The organism is Pseudomonas sp. D4002 (assembly GCF_013385665.1).
GTDB lineage: Bacteria > Pseudomonadota > Gammaproteobacteria > Pseudomonadales > Pseudomonadaceae > Aquipseudomonas.
This window is the reverse complement of record NZ_JACAPN010000031.1, coordinates 139756-164534: the sequence shown is the minus strand read 5'-3', so window position 1 is coordinate 164534 and position 24779 is coordinate 139756. Positions and strand designations below refer to the sequence as shown.

At 61.0% G+C, this 24779-nt stretch carries 29 protein-coding genes; 22 read left to right on the top strand and 7 right to left on the bottom strand.

Features of this window, described 5'->3' with window-relative positions:
* Positions 1–146: 146 nt before the first annotated feature.
* Together potE and HX824_RS22905 are read right to left on the bottom strand one after the other, a co-directional pair.
* Positions 147–1463, bottom strand: coding sequence for a putrescine-ornithine antiporter (gene potE / locus HX824_RS22910; protein WP_177055119.1), 1317 nt, complete (start codon positions 1461–1463; stop codon positions 147–149).
* 67 nt (positions 1464–1530) lie between these two features.
* Entirely contained in the window at positions 1531–1962 is a 432-nt protein-coding gene (locus HX824_RS22905; protein ID WP_177055118.1) for a hypothetical protein, read from the bottom strand.
* A gap of 148 nt (positions 1963–2110) precedes the next feature.
* On the opposite strand from HX824_RS22905, the gene HX824_RS22900 reads away from it, so the two are divergent.
* Positions 2111–2503, top strand: a complete 393-nt coding sequence (locus HX824_RS22900; protein ID WP_003207956.1) for a RidA family protein — start codon at positions 2111–2113, stop codon at positions 2501–2503.
* On the opposite strand, the gene HX824_RS22895 is transcribed toward HX824_RS22900, so the two are convergent.
* Positions 2504–3400 (bottom strand): LysR family transcriptional regulator, encoded by an 897-nt coding sequence (locus tag HX824_RS22895; protein ID WP_177055117.1) that lies wholly within the window; start codon positions 3398–3400, stop codon positions 2504–2506.
* A gap of 157 nt (positions 3401–3557) precedes the next feature.
* On the opposite strand from HX824_RS22895, the gene HX824_RS22890 reads away from it, so the two are divergent.
* Positions 3558–4559 (top strand): ABC transporter substrate-binding protein, encoded by a 1002-nt coding sequence (locus HX824_RS22890; protein WP_003207959.1) that lies wholly within the window; start codon positions 3558–3560, stop codon positions 4557–4559.
* Between the two features lie 137 nt (positions 4560–4696).
* Here HX824_RS22890 and HX824_RS22885 read toward each other — a convergent pair whose 3' ends face one another.
* Positions 4697–5596, bottom strand: a complete 900-nt coding sequence (locus HX824_RS22885) for a LysR substrate-binding domain-containing protein (RefSeq protein ID WP_134326868.1) — start codon at positions 5594–5596, stop codon at positions 4697–4699.
* A gap of 172 nt (positions 5597–5768) precedes the next feature.
* Here HX824_RS22885 and HX824_RS22880 point away from each other — a divergent pair, with 172 nt between their 5' ends.
* The 7 genes from HX824_RS22880 to HX824_RS22850 all read left to right on the top strand — a co-directional run bounded on the left by HX824_RS22880 (position 5769) and on the right by HX824_RS22850 (position 12321).
* Positions 5769–6716, top strand: coding sequence for a branched-chain amino acid ABC transporter permease (locus tag HX824_RS22880; protein WP_177055116.1), 948 nt, complete (start codon positions 5769–5771; stop codon positions 6714–6716).
* Positions 6713–7798 carry an ABC transporter ATP-binding protein gene (locus HX824_RS22875; RefSeq protein ID WP_087694203.1) on the top strand — a complete coding sequence of 362 codons (1086 nt, stop codon included), beginning with the start codon at positions 6713–6715 and terminating at the stop codon, positions 7796–7798. Before HX824_RS22880 ends, HX824_RS22875 begins: the two co-directional genes overlap by 4 nt.
* Positions 7795–8568 carry an ABC transporter ATP-binding protein gene (locus tag HX824_RS22870; RefSeq protein ID WP_177008269.1) on the top strand — a complete coding sequence of 258 codons (774 nt, stop codon included), beginning with the start codon at positions 7795–7797 and terminating at the stop codon, positions 8566–8568. Before HX824_RS22875 ends, HX824_RS22870 begins: the two co-directional genes overlap by 4 nt.
* Entirely contained in the window at positions 8561–9277 is a 717-nt protein-coding gene (locus HX824_RS22865) for an ABC transporter ATP-binding protein (RefSeq protein ID WP_003207970.1), read from the top strand. The genes HX824_RS22870 and HX824_RS22865 overlap by 8 nt, the downstream gene beginning before the upstream one ends.
* Positions 9278–9343: 66 nt before the next feature.
* Positions 9344–10483, top strand: coding sequence for a branched-chain amino acid ABC transporter substrate-binding protein (locus HX824_RS22860; RefSeq protein ID WP_102369347.1), 1140 nt, complete (start codon positions 9344–9346; stop codon positions 10481–10483).
* A gap of 114 nt (positions 10484–10597) precedes the next feature.
* A complete protein-coding gene (locus tag HX824_RS22855) occupies positions 10598–11089 on the top strand; it encodes an L-2-amino-thiazoline-4-carboxylic acid hydrolase (RefSeq protein ID WP_177055115.1) in 492 nt (163 codons plus the stop codon).
* Positions 11086–12321 carry a Zn-dependent hydrolase gene (locus tag HX824_RS22850; RefSeq protein WP_177055114.1) on the top strand — a complete coding sequence of 412 codons (1236 nt, stop codon included), beginning with the start codon at positions 11086–11088 and terminating at the stop codon, positions 12319–12321. The genes HX824_RS22855 and HX824_RS22850 overlap by 4 nt, the downstream gene beginning before the upstream one ends.
* Positions 12322–12537: 216 nt before the next feature.
* Here HX824_RS22850 and HX824_RS22845 read toward each other — a convergent pair whose 3' ends face one another.
* Entirely contained in the window at positions 12538–13326 is a 789-nt protein-coding gene (locus tag HX824_RS22845) for a helix-turn-helix domain-containing protein (RefSeq protein WP_003207977.1), read from the bottom strand.
* 85 nt (positions 13327–13411) lie between these two features.
* Here HX824_RS22845 and HX824_RS22840 point away from each other — a divergent pair, with 85 nt between their 5' ends.
* The 8 genes from HX824_RS22840 (at position 13412) to HX824_RS22805 (ending at position 20291) form a co-directional block, all read left to right on the top strand.
* The gene (locus HX824_RS22840; RefSeq protein WP_087694198.1) at positions 13412–14410 is read left to right on the top strand and encodes a bile acid:sodium symporter family protein; all 999 of its coding nucleotides are present in this window, start codon (positions 13412–13414) and stop codon (positions 14408–14410) included.
* Positions 14411–14498: 88 nt separating this feature from the next.
* Complete coding sequence (locus HX824_RS22835; RefSeq protein WP_177055113.1) at positions 14499–15689, top strand: sugar transporter; 1191 nt, start codon at positions 14499–14501, stop codon at positions 15687–15689.
* Positions 15690–15701: 12 nt separating this feature from the next.
* Complete coding sequence (locus tag HX824_RS22830) at positions 15702–16070, top strand: lysozyme inhibitor LprI family protein (RefSeq protein ID WP_177055112.1); 369 nt, start codon at positions 15702–15704, stop codon at positions 16068–16070.
* A 192-nt stretch (positions 16071–16262) separates the two neighbouring features.
* Positions 16263–16466, top strand: a complete 204-nt coding sequence (locus HX824_RS22825) for a toxin-antitoxin system YwqK family antitoxin (RefSeq protein ID WP_371132908.1) — start codon at positions 16263–16265, stop codon at positions 16464–16466.
* Positions 16463–16891: a hypothetical protein gene (locus HX824_RS22820; RefSeq protein WP_003207983.1), complete on the top strand. Its 429-nt coding sequence runs from the start codon at positions 16463–16465 to the stop codon at positions 16889–16891. Before HX824_RS22825 ends, HX824_RS22820 begins: the two co-directional genes overlap by 4 nt.
* Before the next feature lie 18 nt (positions 16892–16909).
* Positions 16910–17380, top strand: coding sequence for a hypothetical protein (locus HX824_RS22815; protein ID WP_177055111.1), 471 nt, complete (start codon positions 16910–16912; stop codon positions 17378–17380).
* A gap of 435 nt (positions 17381–17815) precedes the next feature.
* A complete protein-coding gene (locus tag HX824_RS22810) occupies positions 17816–19369 on the top strand; it encodes a TerC family protein (RefSeq protein WP_008436957.1) in 1554 nt (517 codons plus the stop codon).
* A 79-nt stretch (positions 19370–19448) separates the two neighbouring features.
* Positions 19449–20291, top strand: a complete 843-nt coding sequence (locus HX824_RS22805) for a PhzF family phenazine biosynthesis protein (protein ID WP_177055110.1) — start codon at positions 19449–19451, stop codon at positions 20289–20291.
* Here HX824_RS22805 and HX824_RS22800 read toward each other — a convergent pair.
* Together HX824_RS22800 and HX824_RS22795 are read right to left on the bottom strand one after the other, a co-directional pair.
* On the bottom strand, positions 20227–20604 hold the full coding sequence (locus tag HX824_RS22800) for a co-chaperone YbbN (RefSeq protein WP_083853230.1): 378 nt from the start codon (positions 20602–20604) through the stop codon (positions 20227–20229). The two genes, HX824_RS22805 and HX824_RS22800, sit on opposite strands and share 65 nt — an antisense overlap.
* Before the next feature lie 148 nt (positions 20605–20752).
* Positions 20753–20989: a hypothetical protein gene (locus tag HX824_RS22795; RefSeq protein ID WP_003207990.1), complete on the bottom strand. Its 237-nt coding sequence runs from the start codon at positions 20987–20989 to the stop codon at positions 20753–20755.
* Positions 20990–21324: 335 nt separating this feature from the next.
* Between HX824_RS22795 and HX824_RS22790 the strand changes: the two genes are divergently transcribed.
* The 5 genes from HX824_RS22790 to HX824_RS22770 are packed head-to-tail and all read left to right on the top strand — an operon-like array spanning position 21325 to position 24755.
* Positions 21325–22173, top strand: a complete 849-nt coding sequence (locus HX824_RS22790; RefSeq protein WP_003207992.1) for a transporter substrate-binding domain-containing protein — start codon at positions 21325–21327, stop codon at positions 22171–22173.
* Between the two features lie 52 nt (positions 22174–22225).
* Positions 22226–22888: an amino acid ABC transporter permease gene (locus HX824_RS22785; protein ID WP_003207993.1), complete on the top strand. Its 663-nt coding sequence runs from the start codon at positions 22226–22228 to the stop codon at positions 22886–22888.
* Positions 22889–22897: 9 nt separating this feature from the next.
* Positions 22898–23560, top strand: coding sequence for an amino acid ABC transporter permease (locus tag HX824_RS22780; RefSeq protein WP_003207996.1), 663 nt, complete (start codon positions 22898–22900; stop codon positions 23558–23560).
* Positions 23557–24342, top strand: coding sequence for an amino acid ABC transporter ATP-binding protein (locus HX824_RS22775; protein WP_003207998.1), 786 nt, complete (start codon positions 23557–23559; stop codon positions 24340–24342). Before HX824_RS22780 ends, HX824_RS22775 begins: the two co-directional genes overlap by 4 nt.
* 23 nt (positions 24343–24365) lie before the next feature.
* Positions 24366–24755: a RidA family protein gene (locus HX824_RS22770; protein ID WP_003208000.1), complete on the top strand. Its 390-nt coding sequence runs from the start codon at positions 24366–24368 to the stop codon at positions 24753–24755.
* The last annotated feature ends 24 nt before the right edge of the window (positions 24756–24779 follow it).

Sequence of the window (24779 nt, the reverse complement as noted above, 5' to 3'; positions counted from 1 at the left end):
CGGTCCAAAGCCGGAGTGAGGGCACACCGAGCCTAAGCGAGGAGCCGAGTGGTGGGGCAAGAGCGTTTTGCTTACTTTTGCGCTGTTCAAAAGTGAGCCGCTGTAAGAGCGGAACCGATACAAGCCATCACCAAAATAACGGATATTCACCCGCCACTGGCCGTGATAAACCGCCGCGCCAAAAAACCATACAACAGATACCCAAACGCCAACACCAGCGTCGCACCAAACACCGCCTCCTCACCACACGCATAAATCGCATACAGCGAATACCCCACGGCAATCAGCAACACCGTGGTATTGCGTGCATAAATCGAGGCCGCCACCCGCGCCTTGTGCATCATCACCAGCAGCCCAGTCAGCGCAGTGACGTAAGGAATCAAATTAGTCACCACCGCCAGGTTCACCAACTTGCCGAACTGCGCACTGGCTGTGGGCGAGATGGTCGACAAGGCAATCAGGCTCTGCAACGCCGCACAGGCAATCAGCCCCAACACCGGCGCGTGGGCGCGGCTGACCCGGCTGAAGAAGCGCGGAAACAGGCGCTGGTCCGCCGACATCTTGGCCGTTTGCGCCAGGGTGAATTGCCAGCCCAATAGCGAGCCGATGCACGCCACTACCGCCAGGGCCATGATGATATCGCCCACCAGCGGCGTGAAGATCTGCGCATACACCAGGGCAAACGGCGCAGAAGACTCGGCCAGTTCAGCGTTGGGCACGATGCCCTGAATCACTGTGGTCGACAGCACATACACCAGCGCCGCGCCGAGGGTGCCCAGCAGGCAGGCCAGCGGCACGGTGCGCTTGGGGTCTTCCACCGCGTCATAGCCCTGGGCCGCGGACTCCATGCCGAGGAAGGCCCAGAGGGTCAGCGGGATACTCGCGCCAATCGCATCCCACAGTTGCAGTTGGTTGGGGTTCCAGGCATCGCTGAACACCTCCGTCTTGAAATAGAACCAGCCGATCACGCTCAAGCCCGCCACGGGAATGATCACGCCCCACACCGTGATCACGCCGATCCGCCCGGTCAGGCGCGGCCCGCCGAAGTTGGCCACGGTGGTCAGCCAGATCAGCCCGAGGGTGCCGATGAACAAGGGGATGGGGCCGCTGCCCAGCCACGGGATGAAGGACGACAGGTAGCCCACCGCCGAAATCGCAATTGCCACGTTGGCGATGATCAGCGACAGGAAATACAGGAACGAACACAGGAAGAAACCCGACTTGCCGTGGGCCTCTTCGGTATAGGCCGACATGCCGCCGGTGCGGGTGCAGAAGAGGCCGCACTGGGCAAAACAGTACGCGATCGCCATCGAGCCCACGGCGGTGATCAGCCACGACAGCAGCGAAATCGCACCCAATTGCGCCATGCTGGCGGGCAGCATGATGATGCCCGAGCCCATCATGTTGATCGCCACCAGGGTGGTCAGGCCCATCAGGCTCATCTTTTTGCTTGGCTCGGCCATCGGCGACTCCTTGCGCTGAGAGGACAGCCTTGTCAGTGAAGCAGCTTGTTGCCTGTTTGCGCGATTATCAGCTTGCTGCCTGCGGCTGCATCCGCCACTCACCTTCTACATCCTTGACCAACCCACTGGCCAGGAACAGCGGCGCCACGCGCTTGTGCAGCTGCGGCTCGACAAATTCCTTCACCGTGTCCAGCGCCAGCGCGCCGCTCAACGGCAGCTCGGCCTTGGTGTAAGACAACCAGGCTTTCTTCAGTATCAACAGCACGTCGCTGCCGGCGGTGGAGGCGAAGCGGCGGTGGTTTTTTTTGCCGTCGAAATCGAAGGTGTGCTGAAACTCGTAACCGGCCTCGTTGCCTTCGCTGGCGACGCAGCGGATGCAGGTGCAGGGGCCATCGCCGAAGGCACTGCGCAGGTAGTTGTTGAAGTCCACCACGGGCTTGAGTGACAGGCGCTTATCCACCTCGAACAGGTCCCCGGTCATTTTTTCGTCAGTGTTCAAGGTCGATTTCCTCGCAGCGGTTTTTTCAAGGGCGGCACGATACCAGCCGAAGGGCGTGGGCGGGTAGTTTTTGGTCGCCTCAGTGGGGACGTCCATTCGCCAATGCCCTTGTTACAGTTTCCTTAAATCATCGCCCAAGGAAACCGACATGAGCAGCAAACCCACGATCTACAACCACGGCGTTTCATGGGAAGAGGGCAACAGCGTCAGCCAGGGCTACCGCGTCAATGGCACGATCTATATTGCCGGGCAGTTTTCTCACACCCTGGAAGGTGAGTTCGTTGACGGTGATGCCGCCGCCCAGACCCGCCAGACACTGGAGAACCTCGACCATGTGCTGGCCGGCTTCGGCGTTGGCCGCTCGAACATTGCCGCGGTGGATTTCTTCCTGGTGCATGCCAAGCGCGATTTTGAAGCGGTGGTCAATGTGTGGAAAGAATACATCGGTGAGCATCGCCCGGCCGCGACCCTGGTCGGCGTGAATTACCTGGCGTCCGATGCACAGATCGTCGAGATCAAGGTGATTGCCCACGCCGACTGATCAGCCCGCCAGCTCATCCACCATCAGGTCGATAAAGCGCCGTACCCGAGGCTCCAGGAAGCGTTTGCTCGGGTACATCGCCAGGATCTCCACGTCTCCGGCGTCCAGGTCGGGCAGCACCTGTACCAGGCGTCCGGCGGCCAGGTCCTCGGCCACCACGAAGTCCGGCAGCAAGGCGATGCCCAGCCCGGACACGGCAGCGTCGCGCAGTGCTTCGCCGCTGTCCAGGCGCAGGCGGCTGCGCCCGTACGCCTTGACCCAGGTGCCATCCGATTCGCGAAAGCGCCAGCTTTGCTTGCGCGTGCGGCTGCTGAAATACAGGCAGTCGTGGTGGGCGAGGGCGTCCATGTCCCGGGGTATGCCGCGCTCGGCGAGATAGTCCGGTGCGGCGCACAGCAGCGCCTGATAACGAGCGACCACCCGGGAAACCAGTTGGCGGTCGGTGTTTGCGCTGCCGATGCGGATGGCCAGGTCGAAGCCGTCCTCGACGATATCGGCGGTGCGGTCGCTGAAACTGACTTCCACCTGCACCTCGGGCCACGCGTGCAGGTATTTCTTCAACAACGGCAGCAACACCTTGCGCCCGAACGCATCGGGCAGCGTAAGCCGCAATAAACCGCGCGGTACCCCGGTGGGCTGGCCGATGCGGCTTTGGGCGTTGTCCACTGCGGCGAGGATCTCCAGACCCTGGTCATACAGCGCGCGGCCTTCGTCGGTGAGGCTCAAGGTGCGGGTGGTGCGGTTCAACAGGCGCACACCAAGGCTGTCCTCCAGGCGCGCCACGGCTTTGCCGGCGGCCGAGCGCGTCAGGCCCATCGCCTGCCCACCGGCGACGAAGCTGGCGCCATCGACCACCGCCATGAAGATCAGCATCTCGTTGAGGTTGGTGCGCAGCATGCAGAGTGGCTCCGGGGATGACATCAGGCACAGGCGCGCAATATAGCAGCGCCGGAGGGCAGTGTTTTTCGTATATCCATAGATCGCGATATTCTTTTTCGCACTGTACGTGGGCCGCTACGCTCGCAACCCTTCTCAACCTCGCGGCAGCGTTCTCATGATAATAAAACGACCCACCCTGACGCTCCTGGCAGCAGCCAGTGCGCTCCTCAGCCTTGGTGCACACGCCGAAGGCAAGATCAGCATCGCCCAGCAATTCGGCATCGGCTACTTGATCCTCGATGTGGTTCGTGACCAGAACCTGATCGAGAAACACGGCAAGGAGCAGGGCCTGGACATCAAGGTGGAGTGGAACAGTATCTCCGGCGCCACCGCGATGAACGAGTCGCTGCTGGCCGGCGCGCTGGACGTGGTGTCAGCGGGTGTGCCGCCCATGCTCACGCTGTGGGACCGCACCAAGGGCAAGCAGAACGTCAAGGCCATCGCCTCGCTGGGCTCGATGCCCAATTACCTGCTGACCAATAACCCGGATGTGAAGACCCTCAAGGACTTCAGCGAAAAAGACCGCATCGCCGTACCGGCCGCGGGCGTGGGTTTTCAGTCGCGCACCTTGCAGATTGAAACCGCCAAGCAGTTCGGGAACGACAACTACAAGAAGTTCGACGATATCTCCATCAGCCTGGCGCATCCGGACGCCACTGCGGCGCTGATTGCTGGCGGTTCAGAGATCAACGCACACTTTTCCAGCCCGCCGTTCCAGTATCAGGAGTTGTTGAATCCCAAGGTGCACAAGGTGCTGAGTTCCTACGACATTCTCGGCGGCCCGGCGACGTTCAATGTGCTGTACACCACCGAGAAATTCCACGACGAGAACCCCAAGACCTACAAGGCGTTCTATGACGCGTTGGCCGAGGCCGAGAAAATCATCAAGGCCGACAAGCCGGCAGCGGCCCAGGCTTACATTCGTGTAGAGCAGTCGAAGCTACCGCTGGCGCTGGTGGAGAAGATTGTCCAGGACCCGGAAATCGACTTCACCATCGTGCCGCAGCGTACCTATATCTATGCCGAGAAATTGCAGGAGTTGGGGGTGTTGAAGAACAAGGCGGGGAGCTGGAAGGATTACTTCTTTGAAGAGGCGCATGGCGGGAACGGCAGCTGACTCCATTCTGAATTGAAACGCACACAAAAATGTGGGAGCGGGCTTGCTCGCGAATGCGGTGGGTCAGTCGATACATGTGCTGGCTGAACCACCGCATTCGCGAGCAAGCCCGCTCCCACATTGGATCTGCGGTGTTTTCAATTCCCCGCAAGGTTGTTCTTGATCCAGTCGTACAAGTGATTCCCCTCGCTCGACAACTCGCTGTTGGCCCGCCGGCACAGGTAGTACTGGCGGCCATCATCGACCTGTAGATCAAACAGCTTCACCAACTCCCCATTTGCCACATGCGGCGCCACCAGTGGCGCGCGCAGCAGTGAGCAGCCCAACCCGGTCAGCGTGGCCGTCAGCGCCAATTGACCATCCTCCAGCAGCAAACCATTCAACGCGGTCCCGTGATGCACGTCGGCGGCCTGGAACCATTGGCTCCAGGTGCCGCGTTCTTCGTCGTGCAACAGCGGTAATTCACTCAGCGCCTCAGGTGTGTCGATCGGGCCGTGTTGCTCCAGGAATGCGCGGCTGCAATACGGCGTCACCGCCCCGGAAATCAGCGGCTCGCTGTGGTACCCCGGCCAGTGCCCGGTGCCGAAGCGGATCGATAAATCGGCAGCGTCGCTGGGGTAGCTGCGGTGGTTGGCGTAGGTGACGTTGATGTCCAGCGCCGGGTGGTCCTTGAGGAACTGTGCCAGGCGCGGGATGAACAGGTTGATGCCGAACAGCGGGATCAGGCTGATGGTGACCTGGCGCGTGGCGCTTTTTTCCCGCACGTGTTCGGTGGCGCTGCGCAGTACGGCGAAGGCCGAGCGGATGGCCCGGTAGTACTCGCGGCCTTCTTCGGTGAGCACCAGGTTGCGGCCCTGGCGCAAGGTCAGCGCTTGCTGCAGAAAGCTTTCCAGCAGGTGCAGTTGATGGCTGACGGCGGACGGCGACACGTCCAGTTCGCGGGCGGCGGAATTCACTCCGCCGTGGCGGGCAAACGCTTCGAAGGTGCGCACGGCACGCAACGGCGGGTCATTGGCTAACTGTTCTAAATTATTCATGTGTTGAATTAAATACTAAGTGAGATGGCAAATAAAGAGCCATAAATGCCGTATTTATGGCGTTTATAGCGCTTTATGCGTTTGGCATAACCATATGAATTTCTGATATTTGATAAAAACAGAATAGATGCTTAGTGTGCCGCCCTCGTCAGTAGTGAGGTCGATGGTTTCCATGGATGCGTTTATCCAGCAGCTGCTCAATGGTTTGATGACGGGCAGTCTCTACGCGCTAGTGGCCTTGGGTTACACCATGGTCTACGGCATTTTGCGGATCATCAACTTTGCCCATGGCGATGTGTTGATGATTGGCGCTTTGGTGGGCCTCTCGGTGATTCGCCTGTTGCAGGTGACATGGCCGGCGATGCCGCCGGTGCTGGTGCTGCTGGCAGCCACTGTGATTGCCATGGCGTTCTGCGCGGTACTCGCGGCGCTGATTGAGCGGGTCGCTTACCGGCGCCTGCGCAATGCGCCGCGCCTGGCGCCATTGATCAGCGGCATCGGGGTGTCGTTGTTGCTGCAAACCATCGCCATGTTGGTGTGGACGCGTAACCCGCAGATGTTCCCGCAACTGCTGCCGCTGGAACCGATTGAAGTGCTCGCGGGCGCTTCGGCGCATCCGGCGATCACCAACGCTACCGCCCTGACCACCATTGCCGTCGCACTGTCGGTGATGGTCGCGCTGCTGGTGCTGGTGGAACGCACACGCTTTGGTCGGGCCATGCGCGCCGTGGCCGAGAACCCGCAGGTGGCGAGCCTGATGGGCATCAACCCGAATCGCATCATCGTGCTGACCTTTGCCATTGGCGGCGCCCTGGCGGCATTGGCAGGGATCATGATGGCGAGCAACTACGGCAGCGCGCATTTCTACATGGGTTTCCTGCCGGGCATCAAGGCGTTCACCGCAGCCGTATTGGGCGGCATCGGCAACCTCAAGGGCGCGATGCTTGGCGGCCTGCTGCTGGGGTTGATCGAGGCCCTGGGTACCGGCTACCTGGGCGCTGCCACCCAGGGTGTGTTCGGCAGCAATTACCAGGATGTGTTTGCCTTTATCGTGTTGATCGCGGTGCTGGTGTTTCGTCCTTCGGGGCTGTTGGGCGAACGACTGGCGACCCGCGCATGAGTGTCCTGAATACCTCCCGCCAGCGCGCCAGCTTTGGCCTTGTATTGTTCGCCGTGGCGCTGGTGCTGGCGCCGTGGATTGTCGGGCATGCCGGCGGCAATACCTGGGTGCGCACCCTCGATTTCGCCTTGCTGTACATCATGCTGGCCCTAGGCCTGAACATCGTCGTGGGTTACGCCGGGCTGCTGGACATGGGTTTTATCGCGTTCTACGCAGTGGGCGCGTACCTCGCCGCATTGCTGTCCTCGCCGCATCTGTTGCAGCAATTCCCGGCGCTGATGGCGCTGCTGCCGGCGGGCATGCACACCTCGATCTGGTTGATCCTGCCCTTGGCCGCGTTGCTGGCAGCGGGCTTTGGCGTGTTGTTGGGCGCACCGACCTTGCGCCTGCGCGGCGATTACCTGGCCATCGTGACCCTGGGCTTTGGTGAAATCATCCGCATCCTGCTGCGCAACCTGGATCGCCCGGTGAACATCACCAACGGGCCCAAAGGTATTTCCCAGGTCGACCCGGTCAACCTGCTGGGGATCAACCTCGGGCGCACCCAGGAGCTGTTCGGCCTGCGCCTGCCTTCGGTCTATCTGTACTACTACCTGTTCGCCGCGCTGGTGGTGCTGATCCTGTTTGCCTGCATTCGCCTGGAGCGTTCGCGCATCGGGCGGGCCTGGGTGGCGATTCGTGAAGATGAGGAAGCGGCCCAGGCCATGGGCGTCAACACCTTGCGCTTGAAGCTGTTGGCGTTCGCCATCGGTGCCGGGTTTGGCGGCGTGAGCGGGGCGTTGTTCGCCTCGTTCCAGGGCTTTGTCTCGCCGGAGTCCTTCACTCTCAATGAGTCCATCGCGGTGCTGGCGATGGTGGTGCTCGGCGGCATGGGCCATATCCCGGGGGTGATTCTCGGCTGCGTATTGCTGGCGGCGTTGCCCGAAGCCTTGCGCGCGAGCATGGGCCCGTTGCAGCAGGCGCTGTTCGGCCAGGTGCTGGTGGACCCGGAAATCATTCGTCAGTTGTTCTATGGGCTCGCGCTGATCCTGGCGATGCTCTATCGACCGGCAGGCCTGTGGCCAAAAGGAGTGGCGCGATGAATCAGCCGCTGTTGCAGATTGACCAGGTGAACAAGCGCTTCGGCGGCGTGGCGGCGCTCACCGACGTGAGCCTGAGCATCCAGCCTGGGGAGATCTATGGCTTGATCGGCCCCAATGGCGCCGGTAAAACCACCTTCTTCAACGTGATGACCGGCCTGTATACCCCGGATTCCGGGCGCTTCCAGCTCGACGGCGAGGACTACAAGCCGGCCAGCGTGCACCAGGTGGCCCAGGCCGGCATCGCCCGGACCTTCCAGAATATCCGCCTGTTCAACACCATGAGCGCGTTGGAAAACGTCATGGTCGGCCGCCATGTGCGCACCCGCAATGGCGTGTGGGCCGCCTTGAGTCGCCATCGTCGAGCCCGGGAAGAAGAAGCGCAAACCCGCGCCCATGCCCATCGCCTGTTGGCGTATGTCGGGCTGGCGGGGTTCGCCAATTACCGCGCCGACAGCCTGTCCTACGGCCATCAACGCCGCCTGGAAATCGCCCGGGCCCTGGCCACTGAACCACGTTTGCTGGCCCTCGACGAGCCGGCCGCCGGGATGAACGCTGCCGAGAAAGTGCAACTGCGCGGCCTGCTGGAAAAGATCCGCGACGACGGCCACACGCTGCTGCTGATCGAGCACGACGTGAAGCTGGTGATGGGGGTGTGCGACCGCATCAGCGTGCTCGATTACGGCCAAGTGATCGCCGTGGGCGCGCCTGCCGAGGTGCGCCACGACCCGGCGGTGATCCAGGCCTATCTGGGAGCCAGCGCCCATGTCTGAACCTTTATTGAAAGTCGACGGCTTGCAGGTGCGCTACGGCGCCATCGAAGCGGTCAAGTCCCTGGATTTACACATCGGCGAAGGCGAGCGAGTGACGTTGATCGGCGCCAACGGTGCCGGCAAGACCTCCAGCCTCAAGGCCCTGACCGGATTGCTGCCGGCAGCGGCGGGGCAGATTCACTTCGCCGGGCGTTCGATCCTCGGCCAGGCGCCGGACCAATTGCTGCGCCAGGGCATTGCGATGGTACCGGAAGGGCGCGGGATCTTTGCGCGCATGAGCGTCCTGGAAAACCTCCAGGCGGGGGCGTTCCTGCGCCGCGACAGCGAGCAGGTGAACCGCGAGATCCGCCAGTTGTTCGAGCACTTCCCGCGTCTGGAGGAGCGCCTGCAGCAGTCCGCCGGCCTGCTCTCCGGTGGCGAGCAACAGATGCTCGCGCTGGCCCGGGCGCTGCTCTCCAAGCCGCGCTTGCTGGTGCTGGACGAACCGTCCATGGGCCTGGCGCCGATCATGGTGGAGAAGATCTTCCAGGTGATCGACGACGTGTGCCGCCAGGGCATGACCCTGCTGCTGGTAGAGCAGAACGCCCGCCTCGCGCTGCAGGTCACCGACCGTGCCTATGTGATGGACACCGGGCGCATCAGCCTCACTGGCCCGTCCCATGAATTGCTCGACCACCCCGAGGTGCGCAGTGCCTACCTCGGTGAATGAATCAACCCTGACGCTACCGGACGCCCGGCGTGTTCCGACCAGCCCGTAAAGAAACAGGAACCACTGATGAAGACTTTCAAGCACACCCTAGTGATCGGCCTGGCCTTGAGCAGCCTGGCGAGTGCCATGGCCCAGGCCGACCAGACCGTATTGATCGGCCTGGCTGGGCCGTTGACCGGCCCGTCGGCGCGGATCGGCAAGGACCTGGAAAACGGCGCGCAACTGGCCATCGACGCGGCCAACGCCAAGCACCCGAAAATCAACGGTGAGGCGGTGACCTTCAAGCTGCTGTCCGAGGACGACCAGTCCGACCCGCGCACCGCCGTCACCGTGGCCCAGCGCCTGGTGGACGAAGGCGTGGTGGGCGTGGTGGGCCACTGGAACACCGGCACCAGCATTCCGGCGGCGCGGGTTTATCACGATGCAGGTATCGCGCAAGTCGCCCCGGTTGCTACCGGGCACGCGTATACCCAGCAGGGCTTCGACACCAGCTTCCGGATCATGGGCCATGACGACGATGGCGGCCAGGTGGCCGGCGACTATGCTTTGAACACCCTCAAGGCCCGGCGCATTGCGGTGATCGACGACCGCACCGCATTCGGCCAGGGCCTGGCGGACCAGTTCGTCAAATCCATCGAGGCCGGTGGCGCCAAGGTGGTGTCTCGTGAATACGTCGACGACAAGACCATCGATTTCAGCGCAGTGCTGACCAATATCCGCAGCCAGAACCCGGACCTGATTTTCTTTGGTGGCGTCGATTCCCAGGCCGCGCCTTTGGCCAGGCGTATCAAGCAACTGGGCATCAAGGCACCGCTGATGGGGGCCGGTGGGTTTGTCAGCCAGACCTTCCTGCAACTGGCGCAGAACGAAGGCGAGGGCGTGATTGCCCTGGAGCCGGGCCTGGCGGTGGCGCAGATGCCGGGTGGCAAGGCGTTCGAGCAGGCTTACAAGGATCGCTACAAGGCGCCGATCGAACTGCACGCGCCGTTTGCCTATGACGGTGTCGGGGTGTTGGTGGCGGCGATCGAGAAAGCCGACTCGGTGGACCCGCAAAAGTACCTGCCGGTGCTGCGCGCCATCAGCTATCAGGGCGTGACCGGGACCATTGCGTTTGATGCCGAGGGCAATTTGAAGAAGCCGTCGTTCACCGTGTATGAGGTCAAAAGTAATCAGTGGCAGCCAGTCAGTGTGGCGGGCGGCAAGTAACAACCCACCCCTGTAGGAGCGAGCTTGCTCGCGAAAAATGTACAGTCAACGCAGCGATGCGCCTGGAATATCTTCGCGAGCAAGCTCGCTCCTACAGGTTTACGGAGGCACACAATGAGCAAGCTGGAAGGTGAACTGGGCATCCTGGCCCGGCGGCGGATCGAAGCCGAAATCATCAAGCCGATCTACGAGATCCTGGTGCGCGAGCAGGGCAAGGACTTTGCGGCGGCGGTGATCGGCGAGGCGGTGGGCAATGCGGCGATCCAGGCCGGCAAGCACTTTTCCGAACTGGAAGAGCAGGGCGCCGACCTCAAGAGCTTTGTCGAGCTGCAAGTGCTCTGGGAAAAGGACGATGCGCTGAAGGTCGAGATCATCGCCAGCGACGCCGAGCACTACGACTATGACGTGAAGCGCTGCCGCTATGCCGAGATGTATCACGAGATGGGCCTGGGCGAGATCGGTCACTTGCTGTCCTGCAACCGCGACGAACTGTTTATCGTCGGCTACAACCCGGACATCAAGCTGACCCGCACCCAGACCATCATGGGCGGTGCCCATCACTGTGACTTCCGCTACCGGGCCAAACCCCAGGAGCCGCGTTCATGAACGACTTGGCGCGGGTCAATGGCGAGCGCCTGTGGGGCTCGCTGATGGAAATGGCGCAGATCGGCGGCACCGAAAAGGGCGGGGTCTCGCGCCTGGCCCTCACGGATGAGGACCGCCGCGGTCGCGACCTGTTTGTGCAATGGTGCGAGGCGGCCGGTTGCAGCATTCGGGTGGATGCCATGGGCAATATCTTTGCCCGTCGCGCCGGGCGCCAGAATCACCTGGCCCCGGTGCTGACCGGTTCCCATGGCGATTCCCAGCCGGCGGGCGGCAAGTACGATGGTATCTACGGCGTGCTGGCCGGGCTGGAGGTGGTGCGCACCTTGAATGACCTGGGGATTGAAACCGAGCGGCCAATCGAAGTGGTGAACTGGACCAACGAAGAAGGCTCGCGGTTTGCGCCGGCGATGATTTCCTCGGGGGTGTATGCCGGGGTGTTTGACCTGGAGTACGGCCTGTCCCGGGAAGACAAGGCCGGGATCACCATCGGCCAGGCGTTGCAGCAGATTGGCTATGCCGGTGCGCATCCGGTGGGTGGCCAGGCGGTGCATGCGGCGTTTGAGTTGCATATCGAACAGGGGCCGATTCTTGAGGCACAGGGCCTGACCATCGGTGTGGTCACCGGCGCCCAGGGCCAGCGCTGGTATGAAGTGGAACTGAGCGGGCGCAGTGCTCATGCCGGGACGACGCCGATGGATCACCGGCTCGATGCATTGCTCGGATTTGCCCGGGTGGTGGAGGCGGTGAACCAGATCGGCCTGGAACAGGGCGCCGAAGGGCGGGCGACGGTGGGCATGGCGAATATCTTCCCCAATTCACGCAACGTGGTGCCGGGGCGGGTGTTTTTCAGTGTGGAGTTTCGGCACCCGGATGAAGCGGTGCTGGGGTATCAGGATCGGCAGTTGCAGGCGGCGGTGGCGCGGATCGCCGAGGGGATTGGTTTGCAGCACAGCGTGAAGCAGATTTTCCAGTACGCGCCGATTGCCTTCGACCCTGAGTGTGTGGAGGTGGTGCGGGCTTCGGCGCAAGCGTTGGGGTATAGCCATCGCACCATGATTTCCGGGGCCGGGCATGATGCCTGCTACCTGAACCGGGTGGCGCCGACGGCGATGATTTTTGTGCCGTGTGTGGATGGGTTGAGCCATAACGAGGCGGAGGAGATTCATCCGCAGTGGTCGACGGCGGGGGCGGATGTGTTGTTGCAGGCGGTGTTGGCCAAGGCGCAGGCGTGAGCGAGGTTTAACTGTTCAACTGGGTTCCCTGTGGGAGCTGTCGAGCTTTAGCGAGGCTGCGATGAGGCCCTGTCAGGCAATAGAGATGTCGACAGTCAGGCCGCCATCGCAGCCTCGCTAAAGCTCGACAGCTCCCACAGGGGACCGAGTTTCCACAGGGGGGGCGAGTTCCCATAGGAAACCCAGTTTTCGCTCTGGAGCTTCTTTGTCTGATGGTCAGCGGAAGAACTCACCGGGTGTGGCGTCGAACTGCTGGCGGAAGGCGTTGATGAAGGCCGAGGTGGATTCGTAGCCGCAGGCCAATGCTACGTCGGTCACGCGTTCGCCTTGTTCCAGGGCGGGCAGGGCGCTTAACAATCGCAGGCGCTGGCGCCATGCGCGAAAGGTCAGGCCGGTGTCGCTCAGGAACAGCCGGCTGAGGGTTTTCTCGCTGACCGCCAGTTTCTGGCTCCACTGCCCCAGGGTGGTTTGCTGCTCCGGGTGCAGGTTCAGGCTGCGGTAAATCTGCCGCAAGCGGCTGTCGGCGGGCAGCGGCAACATCAGGTCGACCTGGGGCGCGGCGGCCAGTTGGTCCAGCACCACTTGGGCCAGCCGTCCATCCGGGCCGTCCTCGGCGTATTCCACCGGCAATTCGCTGAAGCTGCGAATCAACTCGCGCAACAGGCTGCTCACCGCCAACACCTGGCAGCGGTCGGCCGCCCAGGCGGTGACGCTGCAATCGAGGTACAGGCTGCGCATCTCGGTATGGGGCGAACTGAACACCCGGTGTGGCATGCCGGCCGGTATCCACACGGCTCGCTGGGGTGGCGCGACGAAGCGTCCTACGCTGGTCTGGATCTCCAGCACCCCGGATATTGCGTAGGACAACTGCACCCACGGGTGACTATGGCGGCGGGTCAGCGCGCGGTTGGGCAGGGATTCGGTGCGGCCATACACCGGCCTGGGCAGGCTGGAAAGCCCGGGCACGCTGCGGCGCACGGTTTTGTCATGTCCTTTTGGCGGCATTTACTGGCTCATTGGCGTTAGTCGGTAACAAGCCGTTACGTTAGAGTCGCGACGATGCTATTGGCAACCCCTGGAAGATTGGCCTATGACCCGCCCACGCTTTTTACCTGACAACTTCACCCTGACCCTGGTGGCCACGGTGATCCTCGCGTCCCTGCTGCCCGCCAGCGGCCAGACCGCCGTGGCCTTTGGCTGGGTGACCAACCTGGCCATCGCGCTGCTGTTTTTCCTGCACGGCGCGAAACTGTCGCGCCAGGCCATTGTTGCCGGTGCGGGTCATTGGCGCCTGCACCTGCTGGTGTTCAGCCTGACCTTCGTGCTGTTTCCGTTGCTGGGCCTGGCGCTCAAGCCGGTGTTGTCGCCGCTGATCGGTAAAGACCTGTACATGGGCATGCTCTATTTGTGTGCGTTGCCCGCCACCGTGCAGTCGGCGATTGCCTTTACCTCCCTGGCCCGGGGCAATATCCCGGCGGCGATTTGCAGCGCGGCGGCGTCGAGCCTGTTCGGGATCTTCCTGACGCCATTGCTGGTGACGTTGCTGCTGAATGTGCATGGCGATGGCGGCTCCACCGTCGATGCGATCCTGAAAATCAGTGTTCAATTGTTGCTACCGTTCATCGCCGGGCAAATCGCCCGTCGCTGGATCGGCGAGTGGGTAGGGCGTAACAAATCCTGGCTGAAGTTCGTCGACCAGGGGTCGATTTTGCTGGTGGTCTACGGCGCCTTCAGCGAAGCGGTCAACGAAGGCATCTGGCACCAGATTCCGTTGTGGGAACTGGGTGGCCTGGTGGTGGCGTGCTGTGTGTTGCTGGCGCTGGTACTGGTGGCGTCCACGGTGCTGGGCAAGGCTTTTGGCTTCAGCCAGGAAGACCGGATCACCATCCTGTTCTGCGGCTCGAAGAAAAGCCTGGCCACCGGTGTGCCGATGGCCCAGGTGTTGTTTGCCGGGGCGAGCATGGGGGTGCTGATCTTGCCACTGATGCTGTTTCACCAGATCCAGTTGATGGTCTGCGCGGCGCTGGCCCAGCGCTATGCCAAGCGTCCTGAGTCGATTCCCGAACTGATGGGGCAAGTCGATCCCTGAATCGTCGTGTTACTATTTTTTGCGCGCGGCTCAAGGCCCGGCATCGGGCCGGCTTGATCCGCGCGCAAACGAGTACGACGACCTGTCAATGAGCATTTCCGCCGCAACACCTCAAGCCAACTGGCAACCGGTCTTCGCTCTCGCGTTGGCTGCTTTCGTTTTCAATACCACCGAATTTGTACCGGTCGGCCTGCTGAGAGCCATCGGCGCGAGCTTCGACATGCCCATCGCCAGCGTCGGCCTGATGCTGACCATCTATGCGTGGATCGTGTCCCTGACCTCGCTGCCGGTGATGCTGCTGACCCGTAACGTCGAGCGGCGCAAGCTGCTGATCGTGCTGTTCGGCATGTTTATCGCCAGCCATATCCTGTCCAGCGTGGCCACCAGCTTTGGCATCCTGATGCTCAGCCGGGTCGGCATTGCCCTGTCCCATGCGTTGTTCTGGTCGATTACTGCCTCCCTCGCGGTGCGTTTGGCGCCGGAGGGCAAGCAGGTGCAGGCCCTTGGGTTGCTGGCTACCGGTACTTCCCTGGCGATGGTTCTGGGTATTCCGCTGGGCCGCTTGCTGGGCGAAGCCATGGGCTGGCGCACCACCTTCCTGGTGATCGGCGCGTTTGCCGCCGGGCTGGTGTTCTGGCTGGCGCGCACCTTGCCGCTGCTGCCGAGCCAGAACTCCGGTTCGCTGCGCAGCTTGCCGCTGTTGTTCAAGCGCCCGGCGCTGGTGGCGTTGTATGTGCTGACGGCGATGGTGGTGACGGCGCAGTTCACTGCCTACAGTTATGTTGAGCCGTTTGTTGAAGGTGTTGCCGGTATGAGTGGCAATACGGTGACCCTGATCCTGCTGGTGTTTGGCGGCGCGGGGATTATTGGTTCGTTGTTGTTCAGCCTGGTGCATCGCTTTAGCCCCCATCGTTTCCTGATCAGCGCGGTGACCATACTGGCGCTGTGCCTGGCGTTGTTGCTGCCGTTGAGTGGCGAGGTGTCGTACCTGGTGACCCTGAGTGTGTTCTGGGGCATGGCCATCATGGGTTTTGGCCTGGCGTTGCAATCGAAGGTGCTGGTGCTGGCGCCGGATGCCACGGATGTGGCGATGGCGATGTTTTCCGGGATCTACAACATCGGTATTGGCGGTGGGGCGTTGATGGGCAGTTGGGTGGGCAGCCACTTTGGTTTTGCCTGGATCGGCGCGGCGGGCGGGTTGCTGGCAGCGGTGGCGTTGATTGGGTATTGCCTGGCGATTTATCGGTTTGGGCAGGGTGTGGCGCGTAGCCCTCTGTAGGAGGTAATTTTCATGGCAGTTCGTTTGATTAAACCGGCGGTATTCGCAGTGCTCGCCGGGTTTTCTGTGTTGTGGCTCAGCCCTGTGAGCCTGGCGGCCAGTTTTGACTGTGACCGGGCGAAGGCGGCTGACGAGAAAACCATCTGTGCCACGCGCTCCCTGAATGATCAGGACGTGACCATGGCGCTGCTCTATGACCTCAATCGGCACTTCATGGCCATGGGCGGGCGCGGTTCGTTGATGGATGATCAGGCTGTGTGGCTCAAGCAACGGCATACGTGCGGCGCCCAAGTCAGTTGCCTGAGCAAAGCCTATACGCAGCGGATTGCGATGTTGCGTAGCTTCATTGATGAGCGGGTGATGACGAAAGGGCCGTTCTGAATAACGGGCATAAACGTACAACGCCGGCTAAAGTCAGTTTTCTCAACAGAGTCTGAAAGCACATCAACACACCGCAGCAGGTTTGCCATGGACGAAAAACCAAACGCGTTACACATAGCGGAAATTCCCTACGAGACCGGTGAGGTTCGATTCAGGTATTCGCGTTACCTGTCCGAGGACGGCACGCAATGGATTCGACATGGGCTTTTTCGCGCCTACCACCCAAACGGCAACCTGGCTTCCGAGGGGAATTACGTGGATGGCGCCGAACACGGCGACTGGCGGGACTACCACGACAATGGACAGGTGGCGGCGCAGGGCGTTTATGAGCGTGGCCAGGAAGTTGGGCTGTGGTCGTTCTGGGATGCAGATGGATCTCTGGAGGAGTCCTCATGACCACTGAGCTTGCAGCGTCGCTGCACGAAGAGATCCAGTCGTTATGCAGTGCAGGTGATCAATTGGCCGATGACGGCCGTTATGAAGAGGCCATCGAGCAATACAACAAGGCCTGGATCTTGATCCCCGAGCCGAAAAATGATTGGGAAGCCTCCACCTGGGTATTGGCTGCCATCGCTGATGCATGCTTTTTATCCGGATTCAACGGCTCAGCCCGGGATGCCTTGGACTATGCGATGACCTGTCCGGGCGGTCTCGGAAATCCGTTTTTACATCTGCGCCTGGGGCAGGTTTTGCTGGATCAGGGCCACGATGATCAGGCCGCCGATGAATTGATGCGGGCATACATGGGCGCAGGGGCCGAGATCTTTGACAACGAGGATGGGCGCTATCTGCGCTTTCTTGGCACGCGGGCAAATCTCTAGACGCGAGGGCGGGTGTTGATGTCCACGTTAGCAATGATCCGGCAGCAATGTTTGCTTTTGAATGGCGCGCGCGCCGTTGAGCCTGGGTTTCTTGATGAGGTGCAGAGCCACCTTGGCCTGGAGCTTGCGGATGATTTTCGTGAGGCTGCCGAGTTCTTCGATGGCTCTGGAATCTACGTTTTGCCCTTGCACGCAATAGGGTGGGCGCCTGCGCCGAATGTCCTGGACGAAACCAGAAGTCTTCGAGAGCGTGCCGGGCTTGCGCGGCAGTTTTTGGTATTAGCCCAGCCGCCGGCCAGTTTGATCGTGATGGATTGCTCGGGCGGAGGCGGTCGGGTGATTTGGTGTGATGACGTGGATGTGTGCCGCCTGGGTAGGGAGGCCTTGTTGACTGCGCCGGATTCATGGCCGACGTATACCGCGTTTCTTGAATACCTGATCAGTGAAGAGCAGCAAGATCGTGTGAATCTGCCCGACGATAAAGCTTGATGCTACAAGCCTGGCTGAAGTCCGGCGCGAGGGTGACGCGGAGCGTCACGGTATGCATTCCCACGCAGAGCGTGGGAACGATCAAATGCTCAAAATTTGTTATGGGCTGTCCCAACCATAGTGAAAAATTGTTGGCTCACGACATTCTCCCTAATATCAGAATGCTTGATCCTACAGATCTTGTAATAATTTTAGATTGTAGGAAATTCCCGTTTCGCCTGTACGATTCAAGTCCTTTTTCCACAACAGGAACTACATGAACACCCTCTCGGAGCCTCCCAGTCGTCTTTCCCCAAGACATTCACTGTCGCCGTTCCCGCTGATCGCCTGCCTCCAGGCCAGGCACCCCGTCTTCCGATTGCCTACCCTTACCCGGTCCCTCGACCGTGCGTTGCCGTGCCCGGCATTCTGAAAAACTTGAAGAGATACTGAAAAATGGAATGGTTAGCGGATCCAACGGCCTGGCTCGGCCTGTTGACTTTGATTGTGCTGGAGCTGGTGCTGGGCATCGACAACCTGGTGTTTATCGCGATCCTGGCGGACAAGCTGCCGCCGGAGCAGCGTGACCGTGCGCGTCTGATCGGTTTGTCCCTGGCGTTGCTGATGCGTCTGGGCCTGTTGGCAAGTATTTCCTGGTTGGTGACCCTGACCCAACCGCTGTTCGAGGTGTTCGACAAGAGTTTCTCGGGCCGTGACTTGATCATGCTGTTTGGTGGTGTGTTCCTGTTGTTCAAGGCCACCATGGAATTGCATGAGCGCCTTGAGGGGCATGTGGCTCAGCGCACTGGCAACGTGGCCTATGCGATGTTCTGGCCGATCGTTGCGCAGATTGTGGTGCTGGATGCGGTGTTCTCCCTCGATGCGGTGATTACCGCCGTGGGCATGGTGGATGAGCTGGCGGTGATGATGATCGCGGTGATCATTTCCATCGGCCTGATGATCATTGCCAGCAAGCCGCTGACCCGTTTCGTCAACGCCCACCCGACGGTGATCATGCTGTGCCTGGGCTTCCTGATGATGATCGGTTTTGCCCTGACGGCCGAAGGCCTGGGCTTCCACATTCCCAAAGGCTATCTGTACGCGGCCATCGGCTTCTCGATCCTGATCGAGCTGTTCAACCAGATCGCCCGGTCGCGCCGCAAGAAGTCGGCCCAGGGCACGCTGCCGAGGCGTGAGCGTACGGCCCACGCGGTGATGCGTTTGCTCGGCGGGCGTAATCTGGCAGTGGAGGAGGTGGGTGAAGAGGTCGCCGACCTGCTGGACAACCCCGATGCCAACGGCGGGCCGCTGTTCGACCGGCGCGAGCGGGTGATGATCAGTGGCGTGCTGCAACTGGCTGAACGCCCGATCCGTACGCTGATGACGCCTCGGGCGAAGGTGGACTCTATAGATCTGTCGGACGATCCCGACACTATCCGCCTGAAACTGATGCATTCGTCTTACTCGCGCCTGCCCTTGATCCGCAACGGTAATGTCGACGAGCCATTGGGCTTTGTGCACAAGAAGGAGTTGCTCAAGGAATACCTGGCCGGTAACGAGCCGAACCTGGAGCACCTGGCGCGCCGGGCGGTCAACTTGCTGGAGAGTTTTTCGATTCTCAATGCCTTGGAGCAGATGCGTCAGGAGTCGACTCACATTGCCTTCGTGATCAACGAATTTGGCGACTTTATCGGGGTGTTGAGCATGACCGACATCCTCGAGTCCATCGCCGGTGAGTTGCCGGATGCGAGTGAGGTCGAAGGCCCGGATATCGTCGAGGAGGAGGGTGGTTTTCGCGTCAATGGCGCCTTGAACCTCAACCTGATCCGCCAGCGCACCGGCTTCAAGGCTGTGGCGACGGAGGATTACCAGACCCTGGCCGGGCTGGTGATGAGCCTGCTGGATCGACTGCCGGTGGTCGGTGACAGCCTGGAACATGAAGGCTGGCGCCTGACCGTGGCGGCGGTGGAGGAGCGGCGGGTCACGCAGGTGTTGCTGGCCCCTCTTTAACGGGTGAATTTCATTCGACGCTGGGCTGGCCTTTGGATAGCATCGCCGCTCACTGAACCGTTAAGGAAGGGTTACCCGAATGACTTTGGACGTGCTTAAGATTTCTGCATTCTGTGACGGCAACCAGGGCGGTAACCCTGCAGGTGTTTGGATCGGTGACAGCCTGCCGGAAGCTGCAGAAATGCAGCGTATCGCCCACGAAGTCGGGTTTTCGGAAACCGTATTCGCCTGCCCGCAGGATGACGGCTGGCGCGTGCGGTACTTCGCGCCGGAGTCCGAAGTTGCGTTTTGCGGGCATGCCACCATCGCCCTCGGTGCGGCCTTGAGCCTGGCGCTGGGCGATGGCGAATTCCACCTGGCGTTGAACAATGGCGATATATCGGTCAGCGGTCGCAGCGAAGGCGACCTGATCGAGGCCGCGCTGCAATCCCCGCCAACCCGCAGCGCACCGGCCAACGATGCCCTGGTGGACGCGGGCCTGACCCTGTTCGGTTACACCCGCAATGACCTGGACCCGAGCATTCCGCCAGCGATCATCCATGCCGGCATCTCCCACCTGGTGCTGGCGCTCGACAGCCGCGCCAAACTCAGCCAGATGCACTATGAACTGGAGGCCGGTCGCCGCTACATGACCGACGCCGGGCTGGGTACCGTGGTGCTGGTGTTTGCCGAAAGCTCGACACTGTTTCACACCCGCAACCCGTTTGCGGTGGGCGGCGTGTACGAAGACCCGGCCACCGGTGCCGCGACCGCTGCCTTTGCCGGCTACCTGCGGGACCTGGGCTGGCCGCACAACGGGCGCATCGACATCATCCAAGGCGAGGACATGGGCAGCCGTTCGCGCCTGCAGGCGCAGATCACCGATGAGAAGGGTGCCTCGATTCGGGTTTCGGGGACGGCGCGGTTGATGTTGGAGGACTGATTCTGGTCCTGGCGAACGTCTCCCTCAGCGTTTTTTCGTCGAACCCCTCCAGCTTATTGATCATCTTGCCATTCTGGAAAACCAGCAGGGTAGGCGTGCCGGTAACCTCGGGATGCCTCGGGGTTCGGGCAGTGTCGAGCACCAGGCTTTTCACGGAGCTGGCGTATTTCCCGGCAATCCGTTCAAACAGTGGCCCGGCTTCCCCGCAGGCCGGGCAGTGCTGCGAAACAAACAGCATGAACACCGTTCTATGCGTCTTGAGCAACTGCTGATACTGCTCGGCATCGGCAATCACCGCCGTTGCAATTCCCATGATGATCTCCTTGAGCGAAAGGCCTGGCCCACGCTAATCCCGGCGATCAAAACCGTCTACTGTCAAAACTGACAGGTACCCACCTCCAAGTAGCCCATTGTGGCGAGGGAGCTTGCTCCCGCTGGGCTGCGCAGCAGCCCCAAAGCCTTCAGCGCTCCGCCCGCTCCCGAGCCTTCTTCGCCAACCCCACGCACTGCTTATAGTCACCCTGATCCTTTGCATCCTTGGCCCGACGATACCCATGATGATTCTGCGTGGTGTAGTTCGTACTGAACGCCGCCTTCAGCCTGACCAGCTCGGCCTTGCATTCGCGCCGGTCATCCTTGGCGAACACCTGGGTGGCAAACGCCAGCGACAACAACATAAGGACAAGACTGATCTTCATCTGAACGCGTTCCTTGGAGGGTCGATCATCTGCCAAGACTAGCCCAGCCACGGAATTCTTCCATCCGGCCACCGCACCGCTTTCGTGCACGGTAACGACCCGCCCCCGCACCCAAATGTGGCCTGTCACCCCGGTGTGTAGCCAACGGTAGCAATCTGATTGCAGCGGCTGACCCAGTGCCTTATCGCTGATAAAAATCTATCCATTTGATTTAAAAAGAAATTAATCCCGCAATATTTTTCTGTTACTGCGTGTGGCACACTTTCTGCTGTCTATTCCGTTGTTACATACTAAGTTCCGGTATAGCGGAATACACAATCCCTGGAGTGCTTGTCATGCATCACCGACCTTCCGTGTTCAAAGCGTGTGTTTTTCTCTTCGCCGCATCGGCTTCCCTCGCCAGCGTAGTGCAGGCGGCGGACAGCAAGCTCGATACAGTGCTCAAGCGTGGGCACCTGATCGTGGGTACAGGCAGTACCAATGCGCCGTGGCACTTCCAGGGAGCGGATGGCAAGTTGCAGGGTTTTGACATCGACATCGGCCACATCGTGGCCAAGGGTCTGTTCAATGACCCGAGCAAAGTCGAATACGTGGTGCAGTCTTCCGATGCCCGCATTCCCAACCTGTTGACCGACAAGGTCGACATGAGCTGCCAGTTCATCACCGTCACGGCAAGCCGTGCGCAGCAGGTGGCCTTCACCCTGCCGTACTACCGCGAAGGTGTGGGCCTGCTGCTGCCGGCCAACAGCAAGTACAAGGAAATCGAAGACCTGCAGGCCGCCGGCGACAGCGTCACCGTGGCCGTGCTGCAAAACGTCTACGCCGAAGAGCTGGTGCACCAGGCATTGCCCAAAGCCAAGGTCGACCAGTACGACAGCGTCGACCTGATGTACCAGGCCGTGAACTCCGGGCGTGCCGACACCGCTGCCACCGACCAGTCCTCGGTCAAGTACCTGATGGTGCAAAACCCGGGCCGCTACCGCAGCCCGAGCTACGCCTGGAGCCCGCAAACCTATGCGTGCGCCGTCAAGCGTGGCGACCAGGACTGGCTGAACTTCGTCAACACCGCCCTGCATGAAGCCATGACCGGTGTGGAATTCCCAATGTACAAGGCCTCGTTCAAGCAATGGTTCGGTGTGGACCTGCCGGAGCCTGCGATCGGTTTCCCGGTTGAGTTCAAGTAATTCGTAAACCCTGGGGCGTCGCTGACGGCGCCCCAATCAGGTACTGCCGACCATGAACTATCAGTTGAACTTTGCCGCTGTGTGGCGCGATTTCCCCAGCTTGCTGGCGGGGCTCGGCCTCGGCCTTGAACTGGCACTGCTGTCCATCGCCATCGGTTGCGTGATCGGCCTGTTGATGGCGTTTGCGATGCTGTCCAAACACCGTGCGCTGCGCATCGTGGCCTCGGTGTATGTGACGGTGATCCGCAACACCCCGATCCTGGTGCTGATCCTGTTGATCTACTTCGCCTTGCCCAGCCTGGGTATCCGGCTGGACAAGATCCCTTCGTTCATCATCACCCTGTCGTTGTACGCCGGTGCCTACCTCACCGAAGTCTTCCGCGCAGGCCTGCTGAACATTCCCAAGGGGTTGCGTGAAGCGGGCCTGGCCATTGGCCTGGGCGAATGGCGTATCCGCGCGTACATCACCGTGCCGGTGATGCTGCGCAACGTGCTGCCGGCGCTGTCGAACAACTTTATCTCGCTGTTCAAGGACACCTCCCTCGCGGCCGCCATCGCGGTGCCGGAGCTGACCTATTACGCCCGCAAGATCAACGTCGAAAGCTACCGGGTGATTGAAACCTGGATGGTCACGACCGCGCTCTACGTGGCTGCCTGTTACCTCATTGCCATGCTGCTCCGTTACCTGGAACAGCGTTTGGCAATTCGCCGCTAAGGAGCGCCCATGTACGAATCCCCCAGCTGGCTGCATGAGTTGTGGATCGCCCGGGAAACCCTCTGGGCGGGGTTCCAGACCAGCGTCTACTGCTCGGCCCTGGCCATTATCTTCGGCACCCTGATCGGCATCGTCGCCGGCTTGGTACTGACCTACGGCAAATTCTGGATGCGCGCACCGTTTCGCCTGTACGTCGACCTGATCCGCGGTACGCCGGTATTTGTGCTGGTATTGGCGTGCTTCTACATGCTGCCGGCGCTTGGCTGGCAGATCACTGCGTTCCAGGCCGGTGCCGTGGGCCTGACGCTGTTCTGCGGCTCTCACGTTTCGGAAATCGTGCGCGGTGCATTGCAGGCCATTCCCAAGGGGCAACTGGAAGCGGGCAAGGCCATCGGCCTGACCTTCTATCAATCCCTGGGCTACGTGCTGTTACCCCAGGCGCTGCGGCAGATCCTGCCGACCTGGGTCAACTCGTCCACCGAAATCGTCAAGGCTTCCACCTTGCTGTCGGTGATCGGTGTGGCCGAGCTGCTCCTCAGCACCCAACAGGTCATCGCCCGGACGTTCATGACCCTGGAGTTCTACCTGTTTGCAGGCTTTATGTTTTTTGTCATCAACTACGCCATCGAATTGTTGGGGCGTTACATTGAAAAGCGGGTGGCGTTGCCATGAACCAACTCTCAAAAGAAAGCCAGCCACTGCTGAACATTCGCGGCCTGCGTAAACAGTACGGCCCGGTGGAAGTGCTCAAGGGCGTCGACCTGAGCATGCAGCGCGGCAACGTCGTGACATTGATCGGCTCCAGCGGTTCGGGCAAGACCACGCTGCTGCGTTGCGTCAACCTGCTGGAAGAATTCCAGGGCGGCCAGATCACCCTCGACGGCGAATCCATCGGCTACAGCGAGGTCGGCGGCAAGCGCGTGCGCCACCCGGAGCGGGTGATCTCCCAGCACCGCGCAATGACCGGCATGGCGTTCCAGCAGTTCAACCTGTTCCCGCACCTGACCGCCTTGCAGAACGTCACCCTGGGCCTGCTCAAGGTCAAGAAGATGGGCAAGGACGAAGCGGTTGCACTGGCGGAAAAATGGCTGGACCGTGTCGGCCTGCTGGAGCGCCGCAATCACTTCCCGGGCCAACTGTCGGGCGGCCAGCAACAGCGCGTGGCGATTGCCCGGGCGATTGCGATGAACCCGAGCCTGATGCTGTTCGACGAAGTCACCTCGGCCCTGGACCCGGAACTGGTGGGCGAAGTGCTCAGCGTAATCAAGGGTTTGGCGGAAGAGGGCATGACCATGTTGCTGGTCACCCACGAAATGCGCTTTGCCTATGAAGTCTCGGACAAGATCGTCTTCATGAACCAGGGCCGCATTGAAGAACAAGGGCCGCCGAAAGACATTTTCGAACGCCCGCAATCGCCGCGACTCGCGGAATTTCTCAAGAACATTCGTTTTTAAATCATCACTTCAGGAGATCCATTATGAGCATTACTCGTTACGGCACCGGCGCCACTGCAGGCGGCGGCCAGCCTCGTCCTTTCGCCCGCGCGGTGGAAGCGGATGGCTGGTTGTACGTGTCGGGCCAGGTGCCGGCGGTGGACGGTGAAATCATCACGGGCGGGATCGTCGAGCAGACCCACCAGACCATGCGCAACGTGGTGGCGATTCTCGAAGAAGCCGGCTACGCCCTTGAAGACGTGGTGCGCGTCGGTGTATGGCTGGAAGACCCACGGGACTTCTGGAGCTTCAACAAAGTCTTCGGCGAATACTTCAACCCGGAACATGCTCCGGCGCGGGCGTGTGTGCAGGCGAACATGATGGTCGATTGCAAGGTTGAGATCGATTGCGTGGCCTACAAGAAAAAAGGCTAAATGCCCGTCTCTTGAGACCACAGG